This is a genomic window from Chryseobacterium gotjawalense (genome assembly GCF_030012525.1).
In the GTDB taxonomy this organism is placed as follows: domain Bacteria; phylum Bacteroidota; class Bacteroidia; order Flavobacteriales; family Weeksellaceae; genus Kaistella; species Kaistella gotjawalense.
Map to the genome: position 1 here is coordinate 13,306 of NZ_CP124855.1, position 19,924 is coordinate 33,229.

General features: G+C 36.8%; 17 protein-coding genes. 15 read left to right on the top strand and 2 right to left on the bottom strand.

The annotated features are described in order from the left end of the window. The 9 genes from QGN23_RS00060 to QGN23_RS00100 all read left to right on the top strand — a co-directional run bounded on the left by QGN23_RS00060 (position 1) and on the right by QGN23_RS00100 (position 10,059). Positions 1-1,434: a SusE domain-containing protein gene (locus QGN23_RS00060; RefSeq protein ID WP_282905028.1), complete on the top strand. Its 1,434-nt coding sequence runs from the start codon at positions 1-3 to the stop codon at positions 1,432-1,434. 221 nt (positions 1,435-1,655) lie between these two features. Then, the gene (locus tag QGN23_RS00065) at positions 1,656-3,812 is read left to right on the top strand and encodes a glycoside hydrolase family 97 protein (RefSeq protein WP_282905029.1); all 2,157 of its coding nucleotides are present in this window, start codon (positions 1,656-1,658) and stop codon (positions 3,810-3,812) included. 39 nt (positions 3,813-3,851) lie between these two features. Then, positions 3,852-4,448, top strand: coding sequence for a transposase (locus QGN23_RS00070; RefSeq protein WP_282905030.1), 597 nt, complete (start codon positions 3,852-3,854; stop codon positions 4,446-4,448). A 49-nt stretch (positions 4,449-4,497) separates the two neighbouring features. Continuing rightward, on the top strand, positions 4,498-5,331 hold the full coding sequence (locus QGN23_RS00075; protein ID WP_282905031.1) for a GLPGLI family protein: 834 nt from the start codon (positions 4,498-4,500) through the stop codon (positions 5,329-5,331). 11 nt (positions 5,332-5,342) lie between these two features. Next, positions 5,343-7,199 (top strand): glycoside hydrolase family 13 protein, encoded by a 1,857-nt coding sequence (locus QGN23_RS00080; protein WP_282905032.1) that lies wholly within the window; start codon positions 5,343-5,345, stop codon positions 7,197-7,199. Between the two features lie 39 nt (positions 7,200-7,238). Beyond that, complete coding sequence (locus tag QGN23_RS00085; RefSeq protein WP_282905033.1) at positions 7,239-7,763, top strand: nuclear transport factor 2 family protein; 525 nt, start codon at positions 7,239-7,241, stop codon at positions 7,761-7,763. A gap of 38 nt (positions 7,764-7,801) precedes the next feature. Continuing rightward, positions 7,802-9,184 carry an MFS transporter gene (locus tag QGN23_RS00090; RefSeq protein ID WP_282905034.1) on the top strand — a complete coding sequence of 461 codons (1,383 nt, stop codon included), beginning with the start codon at positions 7,802-7,804 and terminating at the stop codon, positions 9,182-9,184. A gap of 276 nt (positions 9,185-9,460) precedes the next feature. After that, on the top strand, positions 9,461-9,742 hold the full coding sequence (locus tag QGN23_RS00095) for a type II toxin-antitoxin system RelE/ParE family toxin (protein WP_282905035.1): 282 nt from the start codon (positions 9,461-9,463) through the stop codon (positions 9,740-9,742). A gap of 11 nt (positions 9,743-9,753) precedes the next feature. Continuing rightward, positions 9,754-10,059: a HigA family addiction module antitoxin gene (locus QGN23_RS00100; RefSeq protein WP_282905036.1), complete on the top strand. Its 306-nt coding sequence runs from the start codon at positions 9,754-9,756 to the stop codon at positions 10,057-10,059. A 33-nt stretch (positions 10,060-10,092) separates the two neighbouring features. Here QGN23_RS00100 and QGN23_RS00105 read toward each other — a convergent pair whose 3' ends face one another. Together QGN23_RS00105 and QGN23_RS00110 are read right to left on the bottom strand one after the other, a co-directional pair. Continuing rightward, positions 10,093-10,446, bottom strand: a complete 354-nt coding sequence (locus QGN23_RS00105; RefSeq protein ID WP_282905037.1) for a DUF488 domain-containing protein — start codon at positions 10,444-10,446, stop codon at positions 10,093-10,095. 174 nt (positions 10,447-10,620) lie between these two features. After that, a complete protein-coding gene (locus QGN23_RS00110; protein WP_282905038.1) occupies positions 10,621-11,484 on the bottom strand; it encodes a DUF808 domain-containing protein in 864 nt (287 codons plus the stop codon). Positions 11,485-11,807: 323 nt separating this feature from the next. On the opposite strand from QGN23_RS00110, the gene purM reads away from it, so the two are divergent. From purM to QGN23_RS00140, 6 genes are all read left to right on the top strand, one after another. Next, positions 11,808-12,797, top strand: coding sequence for a phosphoribosylformylglycinamidine cyclo-ligase (purM, locus tag QGN23_RS00115; protein WP_282905039.1), 990 nt, complete (start codon positions 11,808-11,810; stop codon positions 12,795-12,797). Between the two features lie 87 nt (positions 12,798-12,884). Continuing rightward, entirely contained in the window at positions 12,885-13,469 is a 585-nt protein-coding gene (gene purN, locus QGN23_RS00120; protein ID WP_282905040.1) for a phosphoribosylglycinamide formyltransferase, read from the top strand. A gap of 42 nt (positions 13,470-13,511) precedes the next feature. Continuing rightward, complete coding sequence (gene purH / locus QGN23_RS00125; RefSeq protein ID WP_282905041.1) at positions 13,512-15,029, top strand: bifunctional phosphoribosylaminoimidazolecarboxamide formyltransferase/IMP cyclohydrolase; 1,518 nt, start codon at positions 13,512-13,514, stop codon at positions 15,027-15,029. 189 nt (positions 15,030-15,218) lie between these two features. Then, positions 15,219-16,454 (top strand): phosphoribosylamine--glycine ligase, encoded by a 1,236-nt coding sequence (purD, locus tag QGN23_RS00130; protein ID WP_282905042.1) that lies wholly within the window; start codon positions 15,219-15,221, stop codon positions 16,452-16,454. Between the two features lie 155 nt (positions 16,455-16,609). Continuing rightward, on the top strand, positions 16,610-18,139 hold the full coding sequence (gene guaA / locus QGN23_RS00135) for a glutamine-hydrolyzing GMP synthase (RefSeq protein ID WP_282905043.1): 1,530 nt from the start codon (positions 16,610-16,612) through the stop codon (positions 18,137-18,139). Between the two features lie 92 nt (positions 18,140-18,231). Then, the gene (locus QGN23_RS00140; RefSeq protein ID WP_282905044.1) at positions 18,232-19,878 is read left to right on the top strand and encodes an ABC1 kinase family protein; all 1,647 of its coding nucleotides are present in this window, start codon (positions 18,232-18,234) and stop codon (positions 19,876-19,878) included. Positions 19,879-19,924: the final 46 nt, after the last annotated feature.

The following is a 19,924-nucleotide window of genomic DNA, read 5'->3' on the forward strand; positions in this document are numbered from 1 at the left end:
ATGAAAAATATTTTAAAATTATTGATGGTATTTTTGTTGCCATTGCTTTTAATCAACGCGTGTAGAGACGATGCAGATAGAGACTGGACTTCTCCAGAACCTACTTTCAAACTCTACGACACTACGTTGGGTGCCAACACGCTCTATCCGTCGATGGAAAATAATCCGTTTATTTTAACTTGGGATAATGCTACAACAGGATCCGGAAGTTATTCGGTGGTGATTTCTGCAACTTCAGACTTTAAAAATAAAGTTGAACTTGCAAAATCAGATACCAATACATTGAAAACAACGATTGGTGCTTTGAATACGGCAATGCTTCAGGCAGGACTTAGTCCTTATTTGCCGCAGAACGCGTATGTAAGAATTGAAAGAGGAACTGAGGTTTCAAATACTGTTTCATTCTCAGTAACTGCTTATCCGACAGGTAAACCGGTGATTACCAGCCCAACTGCGGGTTCTGCTCTTGTTTTAGACGCAGCCAAACCCACTGTCACAGCAACTACTTTCAAATGGACTGATTATACCTATGGTGTGAATGTTAGTTATAAAGTAGAAATTGCTGCATCGGGAACAACTGCTTTTTTATTGGTAGGTAATGTACAGAATGTGAAGGAATTGGCAGTGTCTAACTTTGATTTGAATGAATTGGCATCAAAACTTTCTTTGCCGGTGAATGTAGCCTCCAGTGTTGATGTTCGGGTAACCGCAATCTCAGAATCTGCAGGCGGTGTAATTAGCAAGACTTCAGATGTGGTTACCTTTAAGTTGACTCCGTACAAACCTGACTTTAAAGCGCTATACATTGTAGGTGGTGCGACGGCTGCTGGCTGGGAGGCATCTAATGCGCAACTTTTGTATCAAAATCAAAACATCTCCGAAATCTACACGTATTTAGAAAATAACGGCGAGTTCAGATTCCTGGGACAACAGGATTGGAATCCGATCAACTACAGTTTAAATGCTGATGGAATAAAGGATGATTATAAATATTTTGCTACTTGGTCAGCTAACTTGGAAGTTTCTGGTAATGAAAATATCAAATTTACCGGAAACTCTGGAATGTATAAAATCACGATCGATCAGAATACGAAATCAATCACGGTGACTCCTTCTTCAAATCCTGCTTTACCAACCAATGTTTATTTGGTAGGATCAATTCAAGGTTGGAACGCTGGTGCAGCGATATCAATGGATCAAGTCGGTGACGGTGTTTTTGAGCATACGATTGCTATTCCAGCTGACGGTGAATTCAAGTTTCTTGGTCAGCAAGATTGGTCCGGTTTGGAATGGGGGAATATTCACACTGGTGGAAATTCTGGTTACCTCGGTCCAAACGGTGATAACAATAATATCAAGTATGTAGGAACTGGTGGTTTGTACAAAATTACAGCCAACATCAAAATGGGAACTTATAAAGTAACTCCACTTTAAAGAAGAACCTATTTTAAAAACTGAAACTGTTGCTTTTTAGCAGCAGTTTTTTTTGTTTTTTAGGATAAAGAAGCCTTAAATAATTGTTTATTAATGGCATTTTCTCTAAATTTATTGATTCGAAAAAATCATTATGAAATCGCCATTAATAACCTATTTGGAAACTGGCAAAAATGAACACAGGCGATTCCATTATGACCTTGAAAAATAAATATCTATCTATGAAAAATATAAAAATATCCGTCCTTTTCCTTCTGTTAGGAAGTTTTTCTCTCAATGCACAATCTTTAAAATCTCCAGACGGAAAGTTCGAAATGAATTTTCAGTTAAAAGCCGGAGTTCCCTATTATGACCTTAAGTATCAAGGTAAAACAGTCGTTGAAGATTCTAAATTAGGATTAAGACTTTTGCGTGATGGCGATATTCAGTTTGCCTCAGAAATCGAAAAAAAAGATCAGAAAGGAAAAGACTTAGATAACGCATTTACCAAAACTGCAGAAAAATTTGATACCAAAAATGAATCGTGGGATCCGATTATGGGCGAGAAGAAATCCTACATCAATCATTATAATGAATTAGCGGTTACTTTAAATCAAGATGCAAATGATCGTCACATTATCATAAAATTCCGTTTGTTTAATGATGGTTTGGGTTTCCGATATGAATTTCCGGAGCAGAAAAACCTGAATTATTTCATTATTAAAGAAGAAGATACAGAAATCGATTTACCAACGGATATGAAAGCCTGGTGGCTCGCCGGTGATTACGATTCTCAGGAATACCACACACAAACCTCCAATCTCTCTCAAGTTCCTGCATTATGGCCAAAAAGTTTCGATGGAAACGCGTCTCAAACTTTAATTAAAAATGCAGTCCAAACTCCTTTAATGCTAAAAAAAGAAGGAAAAGATCAATTGTATGTTAACATTTCAGAGGCAGCGGTAATCAATTATCCAGCTTCAAATTTAGAACTCGATGCGGTGAATTTTAAATTTAAAACGCATTTAACGCCAGACGCTCAAGGTGCAAAAGGTTATATTCAAACGCCAGCTGTTTCTCCCTGGCGAACGATTATCGTGTCACCAAAAGCGGAAGAAGTTCTCGCTTCAAAAATGATTTTTAATCTCAATGAACCAACACAATATAAAGACACTTCTTACATCAAGCCAACAAAATACATGGGCGTTTGGTGGGAAATGATCATCGGAAAATCGCAGTGGGCCTATTCTACAGCAAACAACGTTCACATAGGGAAAACCGATTTTTCCAAATTAACACCGAACGGAAAACATGCCGCTAACAATACCAAAGTAAAAGAATACATCGACTTCGCTTCTGCTAACGGTTTTGATGCTTTACTCATCGAAGGGTGGAATACCGGTTGGGAAGACTGGTTCGGTCACAGCAAAGAATTTGTTTTTGATTTCATCACGCCTTATCCGGATTTTGATATCAAAATGCTGAATGATTATGCCCATTCTAAAAATTTAAAATTGATGATGCACCACGAAACTTCTGGTTCCGCGACAAATTATGAAAGATGGGCAGATGATGCATTTAAATTAATGAATAAATACGATTATCCTTCTGTGAAAACCGGTTACGTTGGAAATATTATTCCACGCGGCGAGCACCATTATTCACAATGGACCATTAATCATTATTTAAGAATTGCCGAAAAAGCGAATAATTACAAAATCATGGTCAACTCCCACGAATCCGTTCGTCCCACAGGTTTAAACCGGACTTATCCAAACTGGATCGCTGCCGAAGCTGCTCGCGGAACAGAATTCGAAGCATTCGGAGGAAATAATCCTGATCACCAAACCATCTTGCCATTTACCAGATTTATGGGCGGACCGATGGACTACACACCGGGAATTTTCCAGACCAAACTCGATTATTATTTTCCTGGCGACACCCGATTTGTGAAAACCACTTTGGCGAAACAGTTGGCGTTGTATGTCGTGATGTATTCTCCGCTTCAGATGGCGGCAGATTTACCTGAAAATTACGCCAAGCACATGGATGCTTTTCAGTTCATCAAAGACGTGGCCCTCGATTGGGATGATACCAAAATTTTATCTGCAGAACCTGGCGATTATATTCACACCGCACGTAAAACCAAAGGAAAAGACGAGTGGTTTGTCGGCGGAATAACTGATGAAAATGCCAGAAATTTCACGGTAGATTTCTCTTTCCTGCCAAAAGGGAACAAATACGAAGCCACAATTTATGCTGACGGCGACGATGCGGATTACATCAAAAATCCACAGTCTTATAAAATCTACAAGAAAACGGTCACCAACAAATCAAAGCTTCCCATGAAATTGGCGAGAAGCGGCGGTTATGCGATTTCAGTGAAACTTTTGAAATAGGAAACTGCAAACCTTAAAGGTTTCAATACAATTTCAGTAATGGAAATAAAATCTCCTTTTCACGAAAATTTTAAATTTGGACAGATTTATCATCTGTTTACAAGAGTGAATGGAAATGAGCTCATTTTTCGTAAAGAGGATAATTATGTTTATTTTCTGAAGCAAATTTCAAAATATTTGCTTCCTTACTTAGAGATTTATGCTTATTGCCTGGTTTCGCAACGTCTTAGTTTATTGGTCCGTTTTCGGCCTCAAAATGAGATTTTTAATAATCTTGACTTACCCGAAAGAGAACTTTCACCGGAGGAGGAGCATAAATTTTTAATGCAGCCCGTAAGTAATTTGCTCAATTCTTATTCAAAAGCATATAACAAAATATTTCAAAGAAAAGGTGCATTATTTATTGACTATATTAAAAGAGAGAAAGTGGATGATGAGGCACAGCTTAAAGATATTTTCAAAGGAATTCATCAGATTCCTTTACAGCACCGATTAGTGAAAAGTTCTGAAGAATGGAAATATTCCTCATTTAAGGCCTATTTAGATGAAAATAGACCGACTAAAGTCAGCAGAAATTTCATGATGAATTTTTTTGAAAATACGCAGGACCTGATACAGTTTCATAAAGTAAATTAAATCAAAACCTTATAGGTTCTAGAAACCTATAAGGTTTCCTAAAATAAATATGATGAAAAGAACAATTTTATTTTTTATTTTATTCATGTTTTCCCTTCATGAGGCGCAAACCCATCAATTTATTTATGAATTGCATTTCAAAGGCGATTCTACAAAAAATAAAATGGATTCCATAAAAGTTATTTTAGAGGTAGGCAAAGAGGAAGTCAAGTTTTACGATATGGAATTTTTAAGAATTGATTCCATCCGAAAAAACAAAAATGAAAACTGGACGACCAATAGTACGTCTCAACAATTAATGAAGAGAAAAAAAGGAAGCAATACCCATCAGAATTACAGAGACAATCTCTTTGATTATTACCTCATTGAATCCAAAGATGAAATGAAATGGGAAATTTTTCCTGAAACTAAAAAAAGCGCTGATTATCAATTGCAGAAAGCAGAAGTAGATTTCGGAGGAAGACATTGGGTTGCGTGGTTTTGCAATGAAATTCCAATTAATGAAGGTCCTTATAAATTTCAGGGATTGCCGGGTTTAATTTTTGAAATTGAGGATACAGGAAATAATTATTCCTATAAATTAATCAATAGCAAGAAATCAGAAAAAGAACTCGACACCACGGAGTTTCTGGAAACGCATTACGGGAATAAACCCATAAAAATCACCAACCAGGAGCTCAATGAAGTAAAACTTAATTATTACAATAATCCTTATTCATGGGCAATGACATCGACTGGAACATGGAGTGTAAATTTCGGTGACGGAAAAATTTATAATAAAAAAGAAGACATTCCTTATCTCACCAGGAGAACGCAGGAAGAACTTCGCAGAAATAACAATCCGATAGAATTAGATATCGCCCTTAAATATCCTTTAAAATAATATTAAAAAAAATGAAAAAAATACTGTTCTTTTTACTCTTTTCCGTTCTTTCTTTTGCCCAGATTCAAAAGGTAGAACCCGCTTTCTGGTGGCACGGTATGAAAAATCCAGAACTTCAAATCTTAGTGTACGGAAAAAATATTTCTACCTATCCAATCGAACTTTCGGATCATATCAAAATAAAAGAGGTAACGAAAACAGAAAATCCAAACTATGTTTTCATCACTGTAAATACCGATGAGATTAAAAATTCTTCCTTTAAAATTAATTTTAAAAAAGGAAAGAAAACTGTTGATTCTTACACCTACGAACTCAAAAACAGAAAACCAGGTTCTGCCGAAAGAAATTCTTTTTCTTCAAAAGACGTGATGTATCTCATAATGCCGGACCGGTTTGCAAACGGAGATCCCTCCAATGATTCGCAACCCAATTTAATTGAAAAAGCAAACCGTAGTTTGCCCAGTGGAAGACATGGCGGTGATTTGCGCGGCATTATCAATCATTTAGATTATTTGCAAAATCTTGGAGTCACCGCGCTTTGGCTAACTCCGGCAAATGAAGACAATGAAAAACAGACTTCTTATCATGGTTACGCCCAAACCGATCTGTACAAAATCGATGGTCGATATGGAACCAACGCAGAATATCTGGAACTTTCCCGTGAACTGCAAAAACGTGGAATGATGCTCATTCAGGACTATGTGACCAATCATTGGGGGATTTCGCACTGGCTGATTCAGGATTTACCGACCAAAGACTGGATTCACCAATTTAAAGATGGCGAAGGAAAATACGGTTTCAAAAGATCCAATTACAGAACAACTTCTCAGTTCGATACCAATGTGGCGCAGATTGACAAAGATATTGCCTTGAATGGTTGGTTTGATACGACAATGCCGGATTTGAATCAGAAAAATCCGCTCGTATTAAAATATTTAACCCAAAATGCTATTTGGTGGATCGAATATGCGGAACTGGGCGGTCTGCGCGTTGACACTTATCCTTACAACGATAAAACTGCGATGGCAAAATGGGCAAAAGCGATTACCGATGAATATCCGAAATTCAATATTGTAGGAGAAGCATGGATGTACAATCCTGCTCATGTTTCTTTCTGGCAAAAAGATTCCAGGATTGCAGAGATTGAAAATTACAATTCCAATCTGCCTTCTGTGATGGATTTTACCCTATTTTCAGACTTGCCTTCTGCTTTGAAAGAAGAGGACGGCTGGGACAAAGGAATGATTAAAATCTATAATTCTTTCGGCAACGATTTTCTGTACCCAGACATTAACAATATTTTGGTCTTTTTCGAAAACCATGATACAGAAAGGTTTAATGAGATTTTCAAAGGCGATATCCGTTATTATAAAATGGCATTGACTTTAATGTCAACTGTTCGCGGAATTCCACAAATCTATTACGGTTCTGAAATCGGAATGCGTGGGGATAAAAACAACGGTGGTGACGCAGAAATCCGAAAAGATTTTCCCGGCGGTTGGAAAGGGGATTCTCAAAATGCTTTCAATGCAAAAACCCAAACTCCGGAGCAAAAAGAATTTCACGGTTTTACCCAAAAACTGCTGAACTGGAGAAAAGGAAAAGACGTCATTCACAGCGGGAAAACAAAACATTATATGCCGATCGATAAGGTTTATGTTTATTTCAGATATAATGATCATGAAAAGGTAATGGTCATCATTAATAACAATGAAAAAGAACAAAATTTAAATTTAAGCCGTTTCGCAGAATCTTTGGATGGAATTTCTAAAGGAAAAGAGGTTCTTTCAGAAAAAGAAATCCCAGTAGATTCGCAAAATAAATTAACAGTCCCTCCGAAATCTACTTTGATTTTAGAATTAAAGTAAAAAAATGCTCCAGCGGAGTTTAATCTTAAATTTAAAGCGATGAAAAAAATATTTTCCCTTTTGCTATTATTGATTTTATTCAATTTTTCGCCCAGTCTTTTTGGCCAGAAAAAAAGCATTTATGAAAAGGTTCAAAAGCAGAACATCAATAAAGTTTTGGATGATCTGAATACTTTTGCTGCAACTGCCAATTTTAAAAATTATTTTAATCTTTACGCCGAAGAATCCACGTTCATCGGAACAGATGCAACAGAGATCTGGAATAAAAAAGAATTTATGGATTATGCCAAACCCCATTTCGACAAAGGAAAAGCATGGAATTTCACTTCTTTAAAAAGAAACATCTCTTTCAGCGCTGACGGAAAATACGCCTGGTTCGATGAATTACTCGATACCCAAATGAAAATCTGCCGCGGTTCTGGAGTTCTCGAAAAAATCGGCGGAAAATGGAAAATCAAACAGTACGTTCTTTCAATGACCATTCCCAACGAGGTTTCTAATGAAGTAACCAAAATTAAAACACCTATCGAAGACCTTCTAATTTCAGAACTAAAGAATAATTAATCACTCAAAAATTCGTTAAAATTCATAAAATATAAATTATGCCAAAAAAAATAAAACCAAATCTCTCCATCGCTCAGATTGTGAACATGAGTATGGGATTTCTCGGAATTCAAATGGCCTTTGGATTACAAAACGGAAACGCAAGTAGAATCCTCGCCAACTTCGGGGCTGATGTTCATGAACTTTCCTGGTTCTGGCTCGTTGCGCCGATCACGGGATTGCTCGTACAGCCGATTATCGGACACATGGGCGACAATACGTGGAGTCCGCTCGGCCGCAGAAAACCTTATTTTTTAATTGGTGCGGTTTTGTGTGCTGTGGGATTGGTTTTCCTTCCCAATGCCGCTTCGGTTACGATGATGATGGGTGCCAGTGTTTTACTCTTAGCCGTGATTTTCCTTGCGATGATGGATGCTTCCATTAATGTTGCTATGGAGCCTTTCCGTGCTTTGGTTGGCGATATGTTGCCGAAACATCAGGGAACGTTAGGATTTTCTGTTCAGACGATTTTAATTGGTGTGGGTGCGGTAATCGGATCCGAAATGCCGAACTGGCTGACGAAAATGGGAGTTTCTAATGTGGCGCCAGACGGTTTTGTGGCAGATAATGTGATTTATGCTTTTTACGTTGGTGCAGCCGTTTTAATCTTATCAATTGTTTACACGATTGTAACCACCAAAGAATATTCACCTCAGGAATTTGAAGATTTTTCTGATGAAGAACCGAGTACGGAAAAATCTAAATTTTCAGATATTTTTAAAGATTTTGCGAAGATTCCACCATTGATGAAAAAATTAGGCGCAGTTCAATTCTTCTCGTGGTTTGCTTTATTTACCATGTGGGTTTTCACCACCAGTGCTTTAGCGACGCATCATTTCGGCCTTTCTCCTGATGATACCAAATCTTTAGAATTTAATAAAGCCGGAGATTTAACCGGACATTTATTTGGGCTGTATAATTTATTTGCGATTCCATTTGCCTTTCTCCTAACACCGATTGCAAAGAAAATTGGTAAAAAACAAACCCATGCTTTGGCTCTTTTTTGTGGAGGTCTGGGACTAATTTCAATGTTCTTTATAAAAGATGTTAATATGCTTTGGATGTCGATGGTCGGACTGGGATTTGCGTGGGCAAGTATTTTAGCGATGCCTTATGCAATGCTCATCGATGCGATTCCACAAAGAAAAATGGGTGTTTATATGGGGATTTTTAATTTCTTTATTGTAATGCCACAGATTATCAACGGGATTTTTGGTGGTCCAATTGTGAAAAGTTTATTCGGAAATATGGCGATGGATTATGTTGTTGTCGGCGGAGTTTGTATGCTGATTGCAGCTGCCGTAACCATGTTTTTAATTAAAGGTGAAGGAAAAGAAACTGCAGAAGAAATTGAAGAAGAAATTAGGCAAGTCCATTTTTAGAAAATGCGGTTATAAAATATCAATTGATCAATAGGAACGGGCTTTAGCCCGTTTTTTTATTTGCATTTATTTTGAACTTTAGCCAAAACTTAAGTGGAAATTCTTTTGTCATTAAGAATATCACTTTATTCTTTGTTCAATATAAGCTTTTAGAACGGGAGTTTCACCCGTTTCAATTTCCTTTACAGAAATCATCAAAGTGATTATTTTCTTATTTGATTTAGAAATTTTTAAATTACAAAAAATACTTACCTTTGACGTTAGTAACGCTAAGATATGATTGTGTCTTTTGGAAATAAGGAAACGGATAAAATAGGGAACGGGATTGTTTCAAAAAAACTTCCGAGAGAAATACAAGAAGTGGCAAGAAGAAAATTGAGAATGATTAATAATTCAGTCGATATTAATGATTTAAGGATTCCGCCAGCAAATCACCTTGAAAAATTAAAAGGCAGGTTGAAAGAATTTTACAGCATCAGAATTAACAGCCAATGGAGAATTATTTTCAAATGGGAAAATGGAAATGCTTTTGAAGTTAAAATTGTTGATTATTATTAAAGTTTAAAGAAATGGAAAAACTAAGAAATAGTACACCGGGAGAAATTTTATTAGAAGAATTTTTAATTCCTCTTGAAATTTCACAGTATAGATTGTCTAAAGATCTGGGAATTCCTCAAACCAGAGTTTCTGAAATCATCAAAGGAAATAGAAGGATTTCTGCCGATACAGCGGTGCGGTTAAGCGCATATTTTGGAAATTCGGCAAAATTTTGGCTTGGACTTCAAAATGATTTTGATATTGAAAATGAATTAATTGAAAAATCAAGTGAGGTTAAACGCATCAACAGAATTAGGAAAGACATGAACGTCGCTTGATTTCGTTAAAAGATTCCCCAAACACTGCATTTCTTATTTCAATTTATTTTCCAGGAAAAATTTCAAAACCGGAAGTTCACTACCTTCAATTTCCTTTACAGAAGTCATCAAAGTGATTGTTTTCTGTTTTTTTATTTTATCTAGAAAGGATTCTGTTTCGGGATTCTCATCCAGTTCCTTTAAATATTTTTTGCTGAATTCCTTGAAATCAATTTCTTTTCCGTGGTAGGATTTCCGCAATTCTGTAGAAGGCGCAATTTCCTTTGCCCACAAATCGATATGGGCATCTTCCTTTTTCATTCCTCTTGGCCAGAGGCGGTCTGCCAAAACTCTGAAACCATCGGATTCGTCAGGCTCTTCGTAAATCCTTTTCTCTACAATTTTCATCTTTTTAAATTTTATTAAAGTTAATGAAAATCATTTAGCACCTGTTGAGTTTAAATTAGAGAAAATGGATCCTCAGGATTTTCAAAATAAATTTCTAAAAATAAACTTTAAAAAAAAATAAAATAGGACAAACAATTCGCCGCTTTCTAATTGATTTTCAATCGGGGATTTACCTTATTTCCTGATAAGGGAAATTCCTTTTTTAATTATGAAAATGATGATAAACACTAATAAACCTGCAATAATTCCATAAAGTAAATGCTTCACCATCTCTGTAAGATGAGGTAAAAACTGATGAACCCACTCTATGTTATGATCGAAAATTCCGCCTGAAACCAATAATAAAGCGATGGTGCCAATGATTGATAATGCTTTGATAATAAGGGGAAGTGCTTTTACCAAAAGGTTTCCAAAGAAAGTAAGAAAGCCTTTGTTGTTCGATTTGCTGATGAGTTTATAACCGGCATCATCCATTCTCACAATTAGAGCAACAATACCATAAACACCGACGGTTGCTAGAAATGCGACCACAGAAACAGTGATAATCTGTATCGGTAAACTCTTTTCAAGTACAGATCCTAAAGCGATAATCACGATTTCCAAAGACAGAATAAAATCGGTGGTGATGGCTGATTTAACTTTGATTTTTTCCGCATTTTCACCATTTTCAGTTTCTGCGCTAACTTCTTCGTGTTTTTCTTTTTTATGAAAGAAATATTCGATGATTTTCTCCACACCTTCATAAGCCAGATAAAGTCCGCCTAATATCAAAATAATCTTAATTGCCGGCGGGAAAATAACCTGAAGTAAAAAGGCAATCGGGATAATGATTAATTTATTAATAAATGAACCTTTCGTAATCGCCCAAAGAACCGGGATTTCCCGTGAGGATAAAAACCCGGTGGCTTTCTCCGCATTCACCGCCAGATCATCACCAAGGATGCCGGCGGTTTGTTTGGTCGCAACTTTCGAAGCCACTGCAACATCGTCCATTAAAGCGGCAATATCATCCAATACTGCAAAAAATCCTGAAGCCATTTCGTTTTGTTTTGTAGCAAAAATAGAGAATTCTGAAAGATATTTTTAATAATAATTTTTATCACCTGACATTTTATTGAGTTAAAATTATGGAAAAATTGGCATTTATAATTTTAAAGTCAGCTTAAAAATTGCTATTTTCGCAGAACTAAATTTTTTAAAGTGAAACTGCATCTATTACATTCACCAAATGAAAAATCCCAAGAATTGGGAAATGCAATCGACGCTGAAAATAAATAAAAGCCGACGGTCAGACAGACTGTCGGCTTTTTTATTTTAATTAATTACAGATATCTTAGAATCATCATATTAAAGAAACAAAAATGAGCAATACTTATAAAGCCGCTGGTGTGGATAAAGAAGAAGGTTACAAAACCGTTGATAAAATTAAAACTGCTGTTGCAGAAACGCACAACAAAAATGTTTTGAATAATCTCGGAAGTTTTGGTGCTTTTTATGAAATCGCAGGCTATAAAAATCCTGTTCTCGTAAGCGGAACCGATGGAGTGGGAACCAAACTGAAAGTGGCGTTAGATTCTAAAAAATACGATTCTATCGGAGTTGATTGCTTTGCAATGTGTGCCAATGATATTATTTGTCACGGTGCCAAACCATTATTTTTCCTCGATTATTTAGCCTGCGGAAAACTGGATGCAGATATTGCCGCCGAAATTGTAATGGGAATGGTGAAGGCATGCAAAGACAATAACTGCGCACTGATCGGTGGCGAAACTGCCGAAATGCCGGGAATGTATAAACCGGGCGATTATGATGTCGCAGGATTTTGCGTTGGAATCGTAGAAAAAGATCAGATCATCGATGGTTCGAAAATTAAAGCGGGCTGCAAAATTATCGCTTTACCAAGTTCAGGATTTCACTCGAATGGTTTTTCGCTGGTAAGAAAAATATTTACGGATTTTAATGAAGAGTTTGAAGGAAAACCTTTATATGAAACACTTCTTGTTCCGACAAGATTGTATTACCAACCGATTCATCAGATTTTAGAAGAAATTTCTCTGTGCGGAATCGCCCATATTACCGGCGGCGGAATTATTGAAAATATTCCGAGAATAATTCCTGAAAATTTGTGTGCAACAGTGGATACTTCAAAAATTAAAATCCCGTCCGTGATGCTCGAATTGGAAAAGCGTGGAAATATCGACCGCCTGGAAATGTACGGAACCTTCAATATGGGAGTCGGCATGGTTGTGGTTGTTGATGAAAAGCATGCAGACAAAGTTTTAAATCTCATTGATGATGCTTACGAAATCGGTGAAATCACTGAAGGTTCAGAGAAAATTAATTTAATATAATTAACCTGGCAATCTGAAAATCTACCAATGTAACAATCTCAGTACATGATTACATTGGTAAATTTATAAATTGTTACATTGAAATAAATGAAGAATATCGTTGTTTTAGTTTCCGGCGGCGGAACTAATTTGCAAAGAATTATAGACTGCATTAAAAGCGGAGAAATTCTGAACGCAGAGATTGCGATGGTCGTTGCAGACCGGGAATGTTTTGGCTTGGAACGGTCTAAAAAGCAGAATATTCCAACGAAGTTGATTCAGAGAGGGAAAATGTTCTCTATGGAATTAAAAAAGATTCTTCCGGAAAATACAGATTTAATTGTGCTCGCTGGGTTTTTATCCATTTTAAATAAAGAATTCTGCGAATCATTTTCGGGAAAAATCATCAACATTCATCCTGCTTTACTGCCGAAATTTGGCGGCAAAGGAATGTGGGGAAATCACGTTCACGAAGCGGTTTTAGCGGCTGAGGAGAAAGAAAGTGGTGCAACTGTTCATTATGTAACGTCGGGAATTGATGAAGGTGAAATCATTCTTCAAAAATCATTTGAAATTGCAGATGATGAAACCTTAGAAACTCTAGCTGAAAAAATTCATAGTATAGAATATGAGATTTTCCCGGAAGCGATCAATAAAATACTCGGAATTCCCCGTGAAAAAAAGGAGAATTGAAAAGAAAATAAAGTAAATCTAATAAAAGTAAAAAGAAAAAAAATGTCAAAAAAAAGAGCGCTTATCTCCGTTTCCGATAAATCCGGACTCGTAGATTTTGCAAAGTTTTTAGAAGCAAACAATTACGAATTGATTTCTACGGGCGGAACTTTTAAACATTTAAAAGAAGCAGGTTTAAATCCGATTCAAATCGATGAAGTTACCAGTTTTCCCGAAATGTTAGATGGCCGGGTGAAAACTTTACATCCAAAAGTTCATGGCGGACTGCTTGCCATCCGTTCAAATGAGGAGCACATGAACACGGTGACCGAACATGAAATTATCTTAATCGATATGGTTGTGGTTAACCTTTACCCATTTTTTGCCCATGCGAATACCGATATTTCTTTAGAAGAAAAAGTAGAATTCATTGATATTGGCGGACCGTCAATGTTGCGGTCCGGAGCCAAGAATTTTCAGTCTGTTACCGTAATTAGCAATGTTGAAGATTATGCTGTTATTCAAAAGCAAATCGAAGAAAGCGGCAATACCACTTTAGAAACAAGAAAAAAATTAGCCGGAAAAGTATTTAATCTGACTTCCGCTTATGATGCAGCAATTGCGCAGATGCTTTTAGAAGAAGACTATCCGCACTACTTAAACGCTTCTTATCAGAAAGTTTCGGATTTGAGATATGGCGAAAATCCGCATCAGACGGCCGCCTATTATGTTTCGACAACGGAAAATGGGGCGATGAAGGATTTCGAAATTTTGGGCGGCAAAGAACTGTCTTTCAATAATCTCCGCGATATGGATTTGTGCTGGAAAGTCGTCAATGAATTTAAAGATGAAATGGCCTGTTGTGCGGTGAAACATTCCACACCATGCGGAGTTGCCATCGGAACAACAGCGGTAGAAACCTATAAGAAAACATTTGAATGCGATCCTGTTTCAATTTTCGGCGGAATTATCGGAATGAACTTTAAAGTTGATTTCGCTACGGCCGAAGAACTCAGTAAAACATTTTTAGAAATTGTAATGGCTCCAGATTTCGATGCAGACGCTTTAGAATTTTTGAAAAAGAAAAAAAATCTGCGAATCATTAAAATTAAAAATCCGGTTACCGATCAGCAAACCTGGGTGAAAATCGATGGTGGAATGTTGGTTCAGGATAATGACAATCAATTTTCAGATGACATTAAAACAGTGACCATTTTTAAACCGACAGCCGAACAGGAAAAAGCATTATTATTCGCACAACGAGTTGTGAAATATGTGAAATCAAATGCGATTGTTGTCTCCAACGGCGTGCAGGCATTGGGAATCGGCGGTGGGCAGGTTAATAGAATTTGGGCAACCGAACATGCGGTAGAAAGAGCAAAACTAAAATTTGAAGGAGATTTGGTTTTGGCCTCAGATGCATTTTTCCCATTCAGAGATGTGGTTGACTTTTGTGCGAAAGAAGGCATCAAAGCAATCATTCAGCCAGGAGGAAGTATGCGCGATGAAGACAGCATCGAAGCAGCAAACGAACACGGTATTCCAATGATGTTTTCCGGAATGAGACACTTTTTGCATTAATTTTGCTAATCTAAATTTAGAACGGAAATTTTTTCCAACTCGATTTGAAATCCACTTTCAATTGAGTAATTTTGTAAAATGCAAACAAATAATAAACGATGCAATCGCTCTAAATAAAAATTTGATTCAGTAATGGATTAAGTTAAGGCGATTCCATTTGACCATTAAACATTAATAAATAAACTACAAATGAAAATTTTAATAGTAGGAAATGGCGCCAGAGAATCTGCGGTAGCTTTAAAGCTTAGCAGTGATAAAAGGATTACTAAAATGTATTTCTCCAAAGGAAATGCAACGACAGAATCGCTGGGGCAAAATGTATATGACGACAGCATCGAAGGGTTACGGGATTTGGTGATCAAAGAAAGAATAGATTTAACCATCGTAGGTCCGGAAGCACCTCTGGTTGCTGGGATTGTAGACGAATTTAAAAAACATAATCTTAAGATTTTCGGTCCGAGAAAAAGAACTGCAGAACTGGAAGGAAGCAAGGCGTTTTCGAAAAAATTCATGCAGACTCACAACATCAAAACGGCGAAAGCGAAGGTGTTTGAAGCGTATCAGGATGCCATTGATTACGTAAGAACACAAAAATTTCCTTTGGTCATTAAAGCCAGTGGTCTTGCGGGTGGAAAAGGAGTAGTCATTGCTGACGATTTAGCTCAGGCAGAAACGACCATTCACCAGTTTATGATCGAAAGAATCTTTGGTGATGCGGGAATTCAGTTGGTGATCGAAGAATATTTGAGAGGTTTTGAAGCCTCGATTATCGCCTTTTCAAACGGCGACAAATTATTCCCCTGTATTCCGGTAAAGGATTATAAAAAAGCCGGCTCAGGTGATACAGGACCCAATACCGGTGGTATGGGAAGCGTTGCCCCAAGTCCCGAATTTACAGATGAGCATCAGAAAGATTTTGAGGAAAATATCTTGAAACCTACCTTAAAAGGTCTTCATGCTTCGAATATCCGTTTCAAAGGGTTTATCTTTTTCGGTTTAATGATTACAGAAAACGGAACTTATTTGTTGGAATATAACATGAGATTAGGCGATCCTGAAACGCAGGTTATTATGGCGCTGATGGAAAATAATCTCTACGACGTGATTATGGACTGCTTAGAAGGAAATGATATCGAACTGAAATTCAGCGACAAAAAAGCAGTGTGTTTGGTAATGTGTTCCGGCGGCTATCCAAGACAAATTGAAACTGGTTTTGAAATTCGGAATTCGGAAAAAGTGACGAGTCAACTCCTTTTTGCCGGAGCCAGAGTGAAAGGCAGCCAGATTCTGACAACTGGCGGACGCGTTCTAAGTCTGGTGGCAACAGGTGATACTTTCGAAGAAGCCCGTAAAAAAGTGTACCAGGATGCAGACATCATTCACTACGATTACGAATATTACAGAGACGATATCGGTAAATTTTAACTCATAAGGCGTGGTTTTTCCACGTCTTTTTTCTATTTTATTTAAAGCTTTTTCCAGCAGTTTAAAAATTAATAACAGATAATCATTTTATAACGAAATCAAAGTCTATTATCTATTTGTCTTTTATCTATCTTTCATCAAACAATACAACATATATGCAAAACGGAATCATCATCCTCGATTTTGGATCACAATACAATCAACTCATCGGACGAAGAATTCGTGAAATGGGCGTTTATTCAGAAGTCCTTCCTTTTAATACCCCTTTAGCAGAAATATTAGAGCGGGAGCCTTCAGGAATAATTCTTTCCGGCGGACCAAGTTCAGTAAACGCTGAAAATGCCAGTTTAGTAGATAAAGCACTTTTCGAACTAAATATTCCTGTCCTTGGAATCTGTTACGGAATGCAGCTGACGACTCATTTATTGGGTGGCAAAGTGAAAAAAGGAGAGAAGGGAGAATATGGAAAAGCCAAACTTCAAATTCAAAAATCAAACGCTTTACTTTCTGGCGTAAGTCGCTTCTCTACCGTTTGGATGAGCCATTTCGACGAAGTGGAAACACTTCCCGAAGGTTTTGTTATCAACGGAATGACCGATGTGATTTCTGCAATTTCCAACGAATCGAAGAAAATCTATTGTGTGCAATTTCACCCCGAAGTTTCTCATACCGAAGAAGGTACCAGAATGATGGAGAACTTCGTCTTCAATATCTGCAAATCACCAAAAAACTGGAAGCTTACCAATTATATCGACACAACTATTGCGGAAATTAAAGAAAAAGTCGGTGATCAAAAAGTAATTCTCGGACTTTCCGGTGGGGTAGATTCTTCTGTGGCAGCCGTTTTAATCCATAAAGCGATTGGCGATCAGTTGCAATGTATCTTCGTTGATACGGGACTTTTAAGAAAAGATGAAGGCAAAAAAGTAATGGAAAATTACGGCGAACATTTCAATTTAAAAATTAAAATGATTGATGCTTCAGAAAGATTCTTGTCTAAATTGAAAGGCGTTTCAGATCCCGAACAAAAACGAAAAGTAATCGGTAACGAATTTGTGGCAGTTTTTGATGAAGAATCCCATAAAATTGAAGGAGCAAAATTTTTAGCCCAAGGAACTATTTACCCAGATGTCATCGAAAGTCAGAGTGTAAAAGGACCGTCTTCTGTAATTAAATCTCACCATAATGTGGGCGGGCTTCCCGAAGAAATGGATTTTGAATTGCTGGAGCCTTTGCGTGAACTCTTTAAAGATGAGGTTCGTAAAGTAGGCGAGGAGCTCGGTATTCCTCATCATTTGGTCCACCGTCATCCGTTCCCAGGACCGGGATTGGGAATCAGAATTTTGGGCGAAGTAGATGAAGATAAAGTAAGAATTCTTCAGGAAGCTGATGATATATTTATCGGAGAATTATATAAAAATGATTTATACGATAAAGTTTCCCAGGCATTTGTCGTTTTACTTCCTGTAAAATCTGTCGGAGTAATGGGCGACGAAAGAACCTATGAATACACTGCGGTTGTTCGTTCTGCCAATACCACCGATTTTATGACCGCAACCTGGAGCAGACTTCCGTACGAATTTTTGGATACCATTTCCAATCGCATTATCAATGAAGTTCGCGGGATTAACCGTGTTGCTTATGATATTTCCAGCAAACCACCAGCGACGATCGAGTGGGAGTAATTTGAAAATTTCACTGAAATAATATCTTATAACTATTCCCCTTTTTTCAATAATTGGGGAATGCTTTTTGAAAGTAATTGTAAAACTTTTTTATGTTTGATAAACAGCAAAGAAAATTTAAGCGGTCCGCAAAATTAATTTCTATTTTCAGCAAATATGGGTTCAAAGATATTTTAGCCAGAATGAATCTTTCGAAAAACAATGAACCTTCTGTCGATGAAAATGAAATCGTGCTGACCAATTCCGTTTATGAAAGAATAAGAATGGCTTTGGAGGAATTGGGACCTACTTTTGTGAAATTGGGTCAAACGTTTTCTAGCCGCGAAGATTTGTTGCCTCCGGAACTAATTGTAGAATTGCAGAAACTTCAGGACAGAGTCGAAGAAGTCGATTTGAATCTGAAAGAGATTTTAGAGCTTGAATTCAATATTTCGCCGAACGAATATTTTCGGGAAATTCAGAAAAAACCTATGGCCACGGCCTCGATTGCGCAAGTCTATAAAGCGGTTTTGAATGACGGTTCAGAAGTTATTCTAAAAGTTAAAAAACCGAATGTTCAGGAAAACATTCAGGATGATTTATTGCTGATTCACGATTTGATAAAAGTGATTACAACCTATTCCGACATTGGAGCGAGACTCAATTTAAAGAGCGCCGTTTCTACCTTCGAAAAATCTTTGTTGGAAGAAATTTCTTTAACCAGTGAAAAGAATAATATCCAACAGTTTGCGCTCAACTTTAAAAATAATAAAGAAACATATATCCCGAAAATTTATGAGGAGTTTTGCAGTAACAATATCCTTTGCATGGAATTTATTGATGGAATAAAAATCACCAATAAACAAGAGCTTTTAGACAATGGAATTGATCCGGTGAAAATTTCGGAAGTTGGTTTGCGCGTCTTTGTTTCCCAGATTTTAGATTACGGATTTTTTCACGCAGATCCTCATGCAGGCAATGTTTTGGTGAAGAAAGACGGTAAAATAGTTTTCATTGATTTCGGTGCCGTCGGAAAAATTCAGCCCAATGATAAAGAAATTCTGGAACAATTAATTGTGGCATTTGTGTCGAAGAATGCCGCGAAGATTGTTAAATATTTGAAAAAAATGGCGGTGAGTTATGAGATTCCGGATGACAAAGCTTTTCAAAATGATGTGGAAGAGGTTCTCAATTTTGTGCACAGCGGTTCTCTGAAAAACATTGATGTTCCGAAATTGGTCGGTAAAATGATCCATACGTTGAAGAATAACCGAATCAATATGCCGGATTATTTATACCTGCTTTTGAAAGGGATTAGTTTAATAGAAGGAGTTGGCAGAAGCATTAATCCGGATTTAGATATTGTAAAGAGCCTCAAGCCTTTCACAAAAAAAATAATATTTAATAAAATTTCACCGAAAAAACTCGTGAAATCAGGCTCTGAGAAACTCTTGGAGCTCAGTGAGAATTTAGAAGAAATCCCAAAAGAATTGCGCTCACTTCTACAAAAGTTAGATGAAAATAAATTTACCATTACCAGCGAAATTAAAAATATTGACAAAACGCATCAAATCATAAAATCCAGTATTGTCAATCTTATTTTAGCCATGGTATTGTGTGCCAATATAATTGCTGCGGCGATTCTCTGGAATTCACAAAGTGCTTTTAATGTTGGAGATATCCCGCTTTTGATTATCTTAAACTCTGTACTTTCAGTTGTTCTAATGATTGTCATTTTTTTAAGATTACTAAAAAGATAGTTTTTAGAGTGAAAAAACTTTGTACTCTGTTTTATTCTAATAAATA

Bases quoted from the DNA above. Each gene is read 5' to 3' on its own strand.
- guaA (WP_282905043.1), top strand. From the start codon at position 16,610: ATGCAAAACGGAATCATCATCCTCGATTTTGGATCACAATACAATCAA.
- QGN23_RS00095 (WP_282905035.1), top strand. From the start codon at position 9,461: ATGATTGTGTCTTTTGGAAATAAGGAAACGGATAAAATAGGGAACGGG.
- QGN23_RS00080 (WP_282905032.1), top strand. From the start codon at position 5,343: ATGAAAAAAATACTGTTCTTTTTACTCTTTTCCGTTCTTTCTTTTGCC.
- QGN23_RS00140 (WP_282905044.1), top strand. From the start codon at position 18,232: ATGTTTGATAAACAGCAAAGAAAATTTAAGCGGTCCGCAAAATTAATT.
- QGN23_RS00110 (WP_282905038.1), bottom strand. From the start codon at position 11,484: ATGGCTTCAGGATTTTTTGCAGTATTGGATGATATTGCCGCTTTAATG.
- purM (WP_282905039.1), top strand. From the start codon at position 11,808: ATGAGCAATACTTATAAAGCCGCTGGTGTGGATAAAGAAGAAGGTTAC.
- purD (WP_282905042.1), top strand. From the start codon at position 15,219: ATGAAAATTTTAATAGTAGGAAATGGCGCCAGAGAATCTGCGGTAGCT.
- QGN23_RS00070 (WP_282905030.1), top strand. From the start codon at position 3,852: ATGGAAATAAAATCTCCTTTTCACGAAAATTTTAAATTTGGACAGATT.
- QGN23_RS00105 (WP_282905037.1), bottom strand. From the start codon at position 10,446: ATGAAAATTGTAGAGAAAAGGATTTACGAAGAGCCTGACGAATCCGAT.
- QGN23_RS00100 (WP_282905036.1), top strand. From the start codon at position 9,754: ATGGAAAAACTAAGAAATAGTACACCGGGAGAAATTTTATTAGAAGAA.
- purN (WP_282905040.1), top strand. From the start codon at position 12,885: ATGAAGAATATCGTTGTTTTAGTTTCCGGCGGCGGAACTAATTTGCAA.
- purH (WP_282905041.1), top strand. From the start codon at position 13,512: ATGTCAAAAAAAAGAGCGCTTATCTCCGTTTCCGATAAATCCGGACTC.
- QGN23_RS00065 (WP_282905029.1), top strand. From the start codon at position 1,656: ATGAAAAATATAAAAATATCCGTCCTTTTCCTTCTGTTAGGAAGTTTT.
- QGN23_RS00090 (WP_282905034.1), top strand. From the start codon at position 7,802: ATGCCAAAAAAAATAAAACCAAATCTCTCCATCGCTCAGATTGTGAAC.
- QGN23_RS00085 (WP_282905033.1), top strand. From the start codon at position 7,239: ATGAAAAAAATATTTTCCCTTTTGCTATTATTGATTTTATTCAATTTT.
- QGN23_RS00075 (WP_282905031.1), top strand. From the start codon at position 4,498: ATGATGAAAAGAACAATTTTATTTTTTATTTTATTCATGTTTTCCCTT.
- QGN23_RS00060 (WP_282905028.1), top strand. From the start codon at position 1: ATGAAAAATATTTTAAAATTATTGATGGTATTTTTGTTGCCATTGCTT.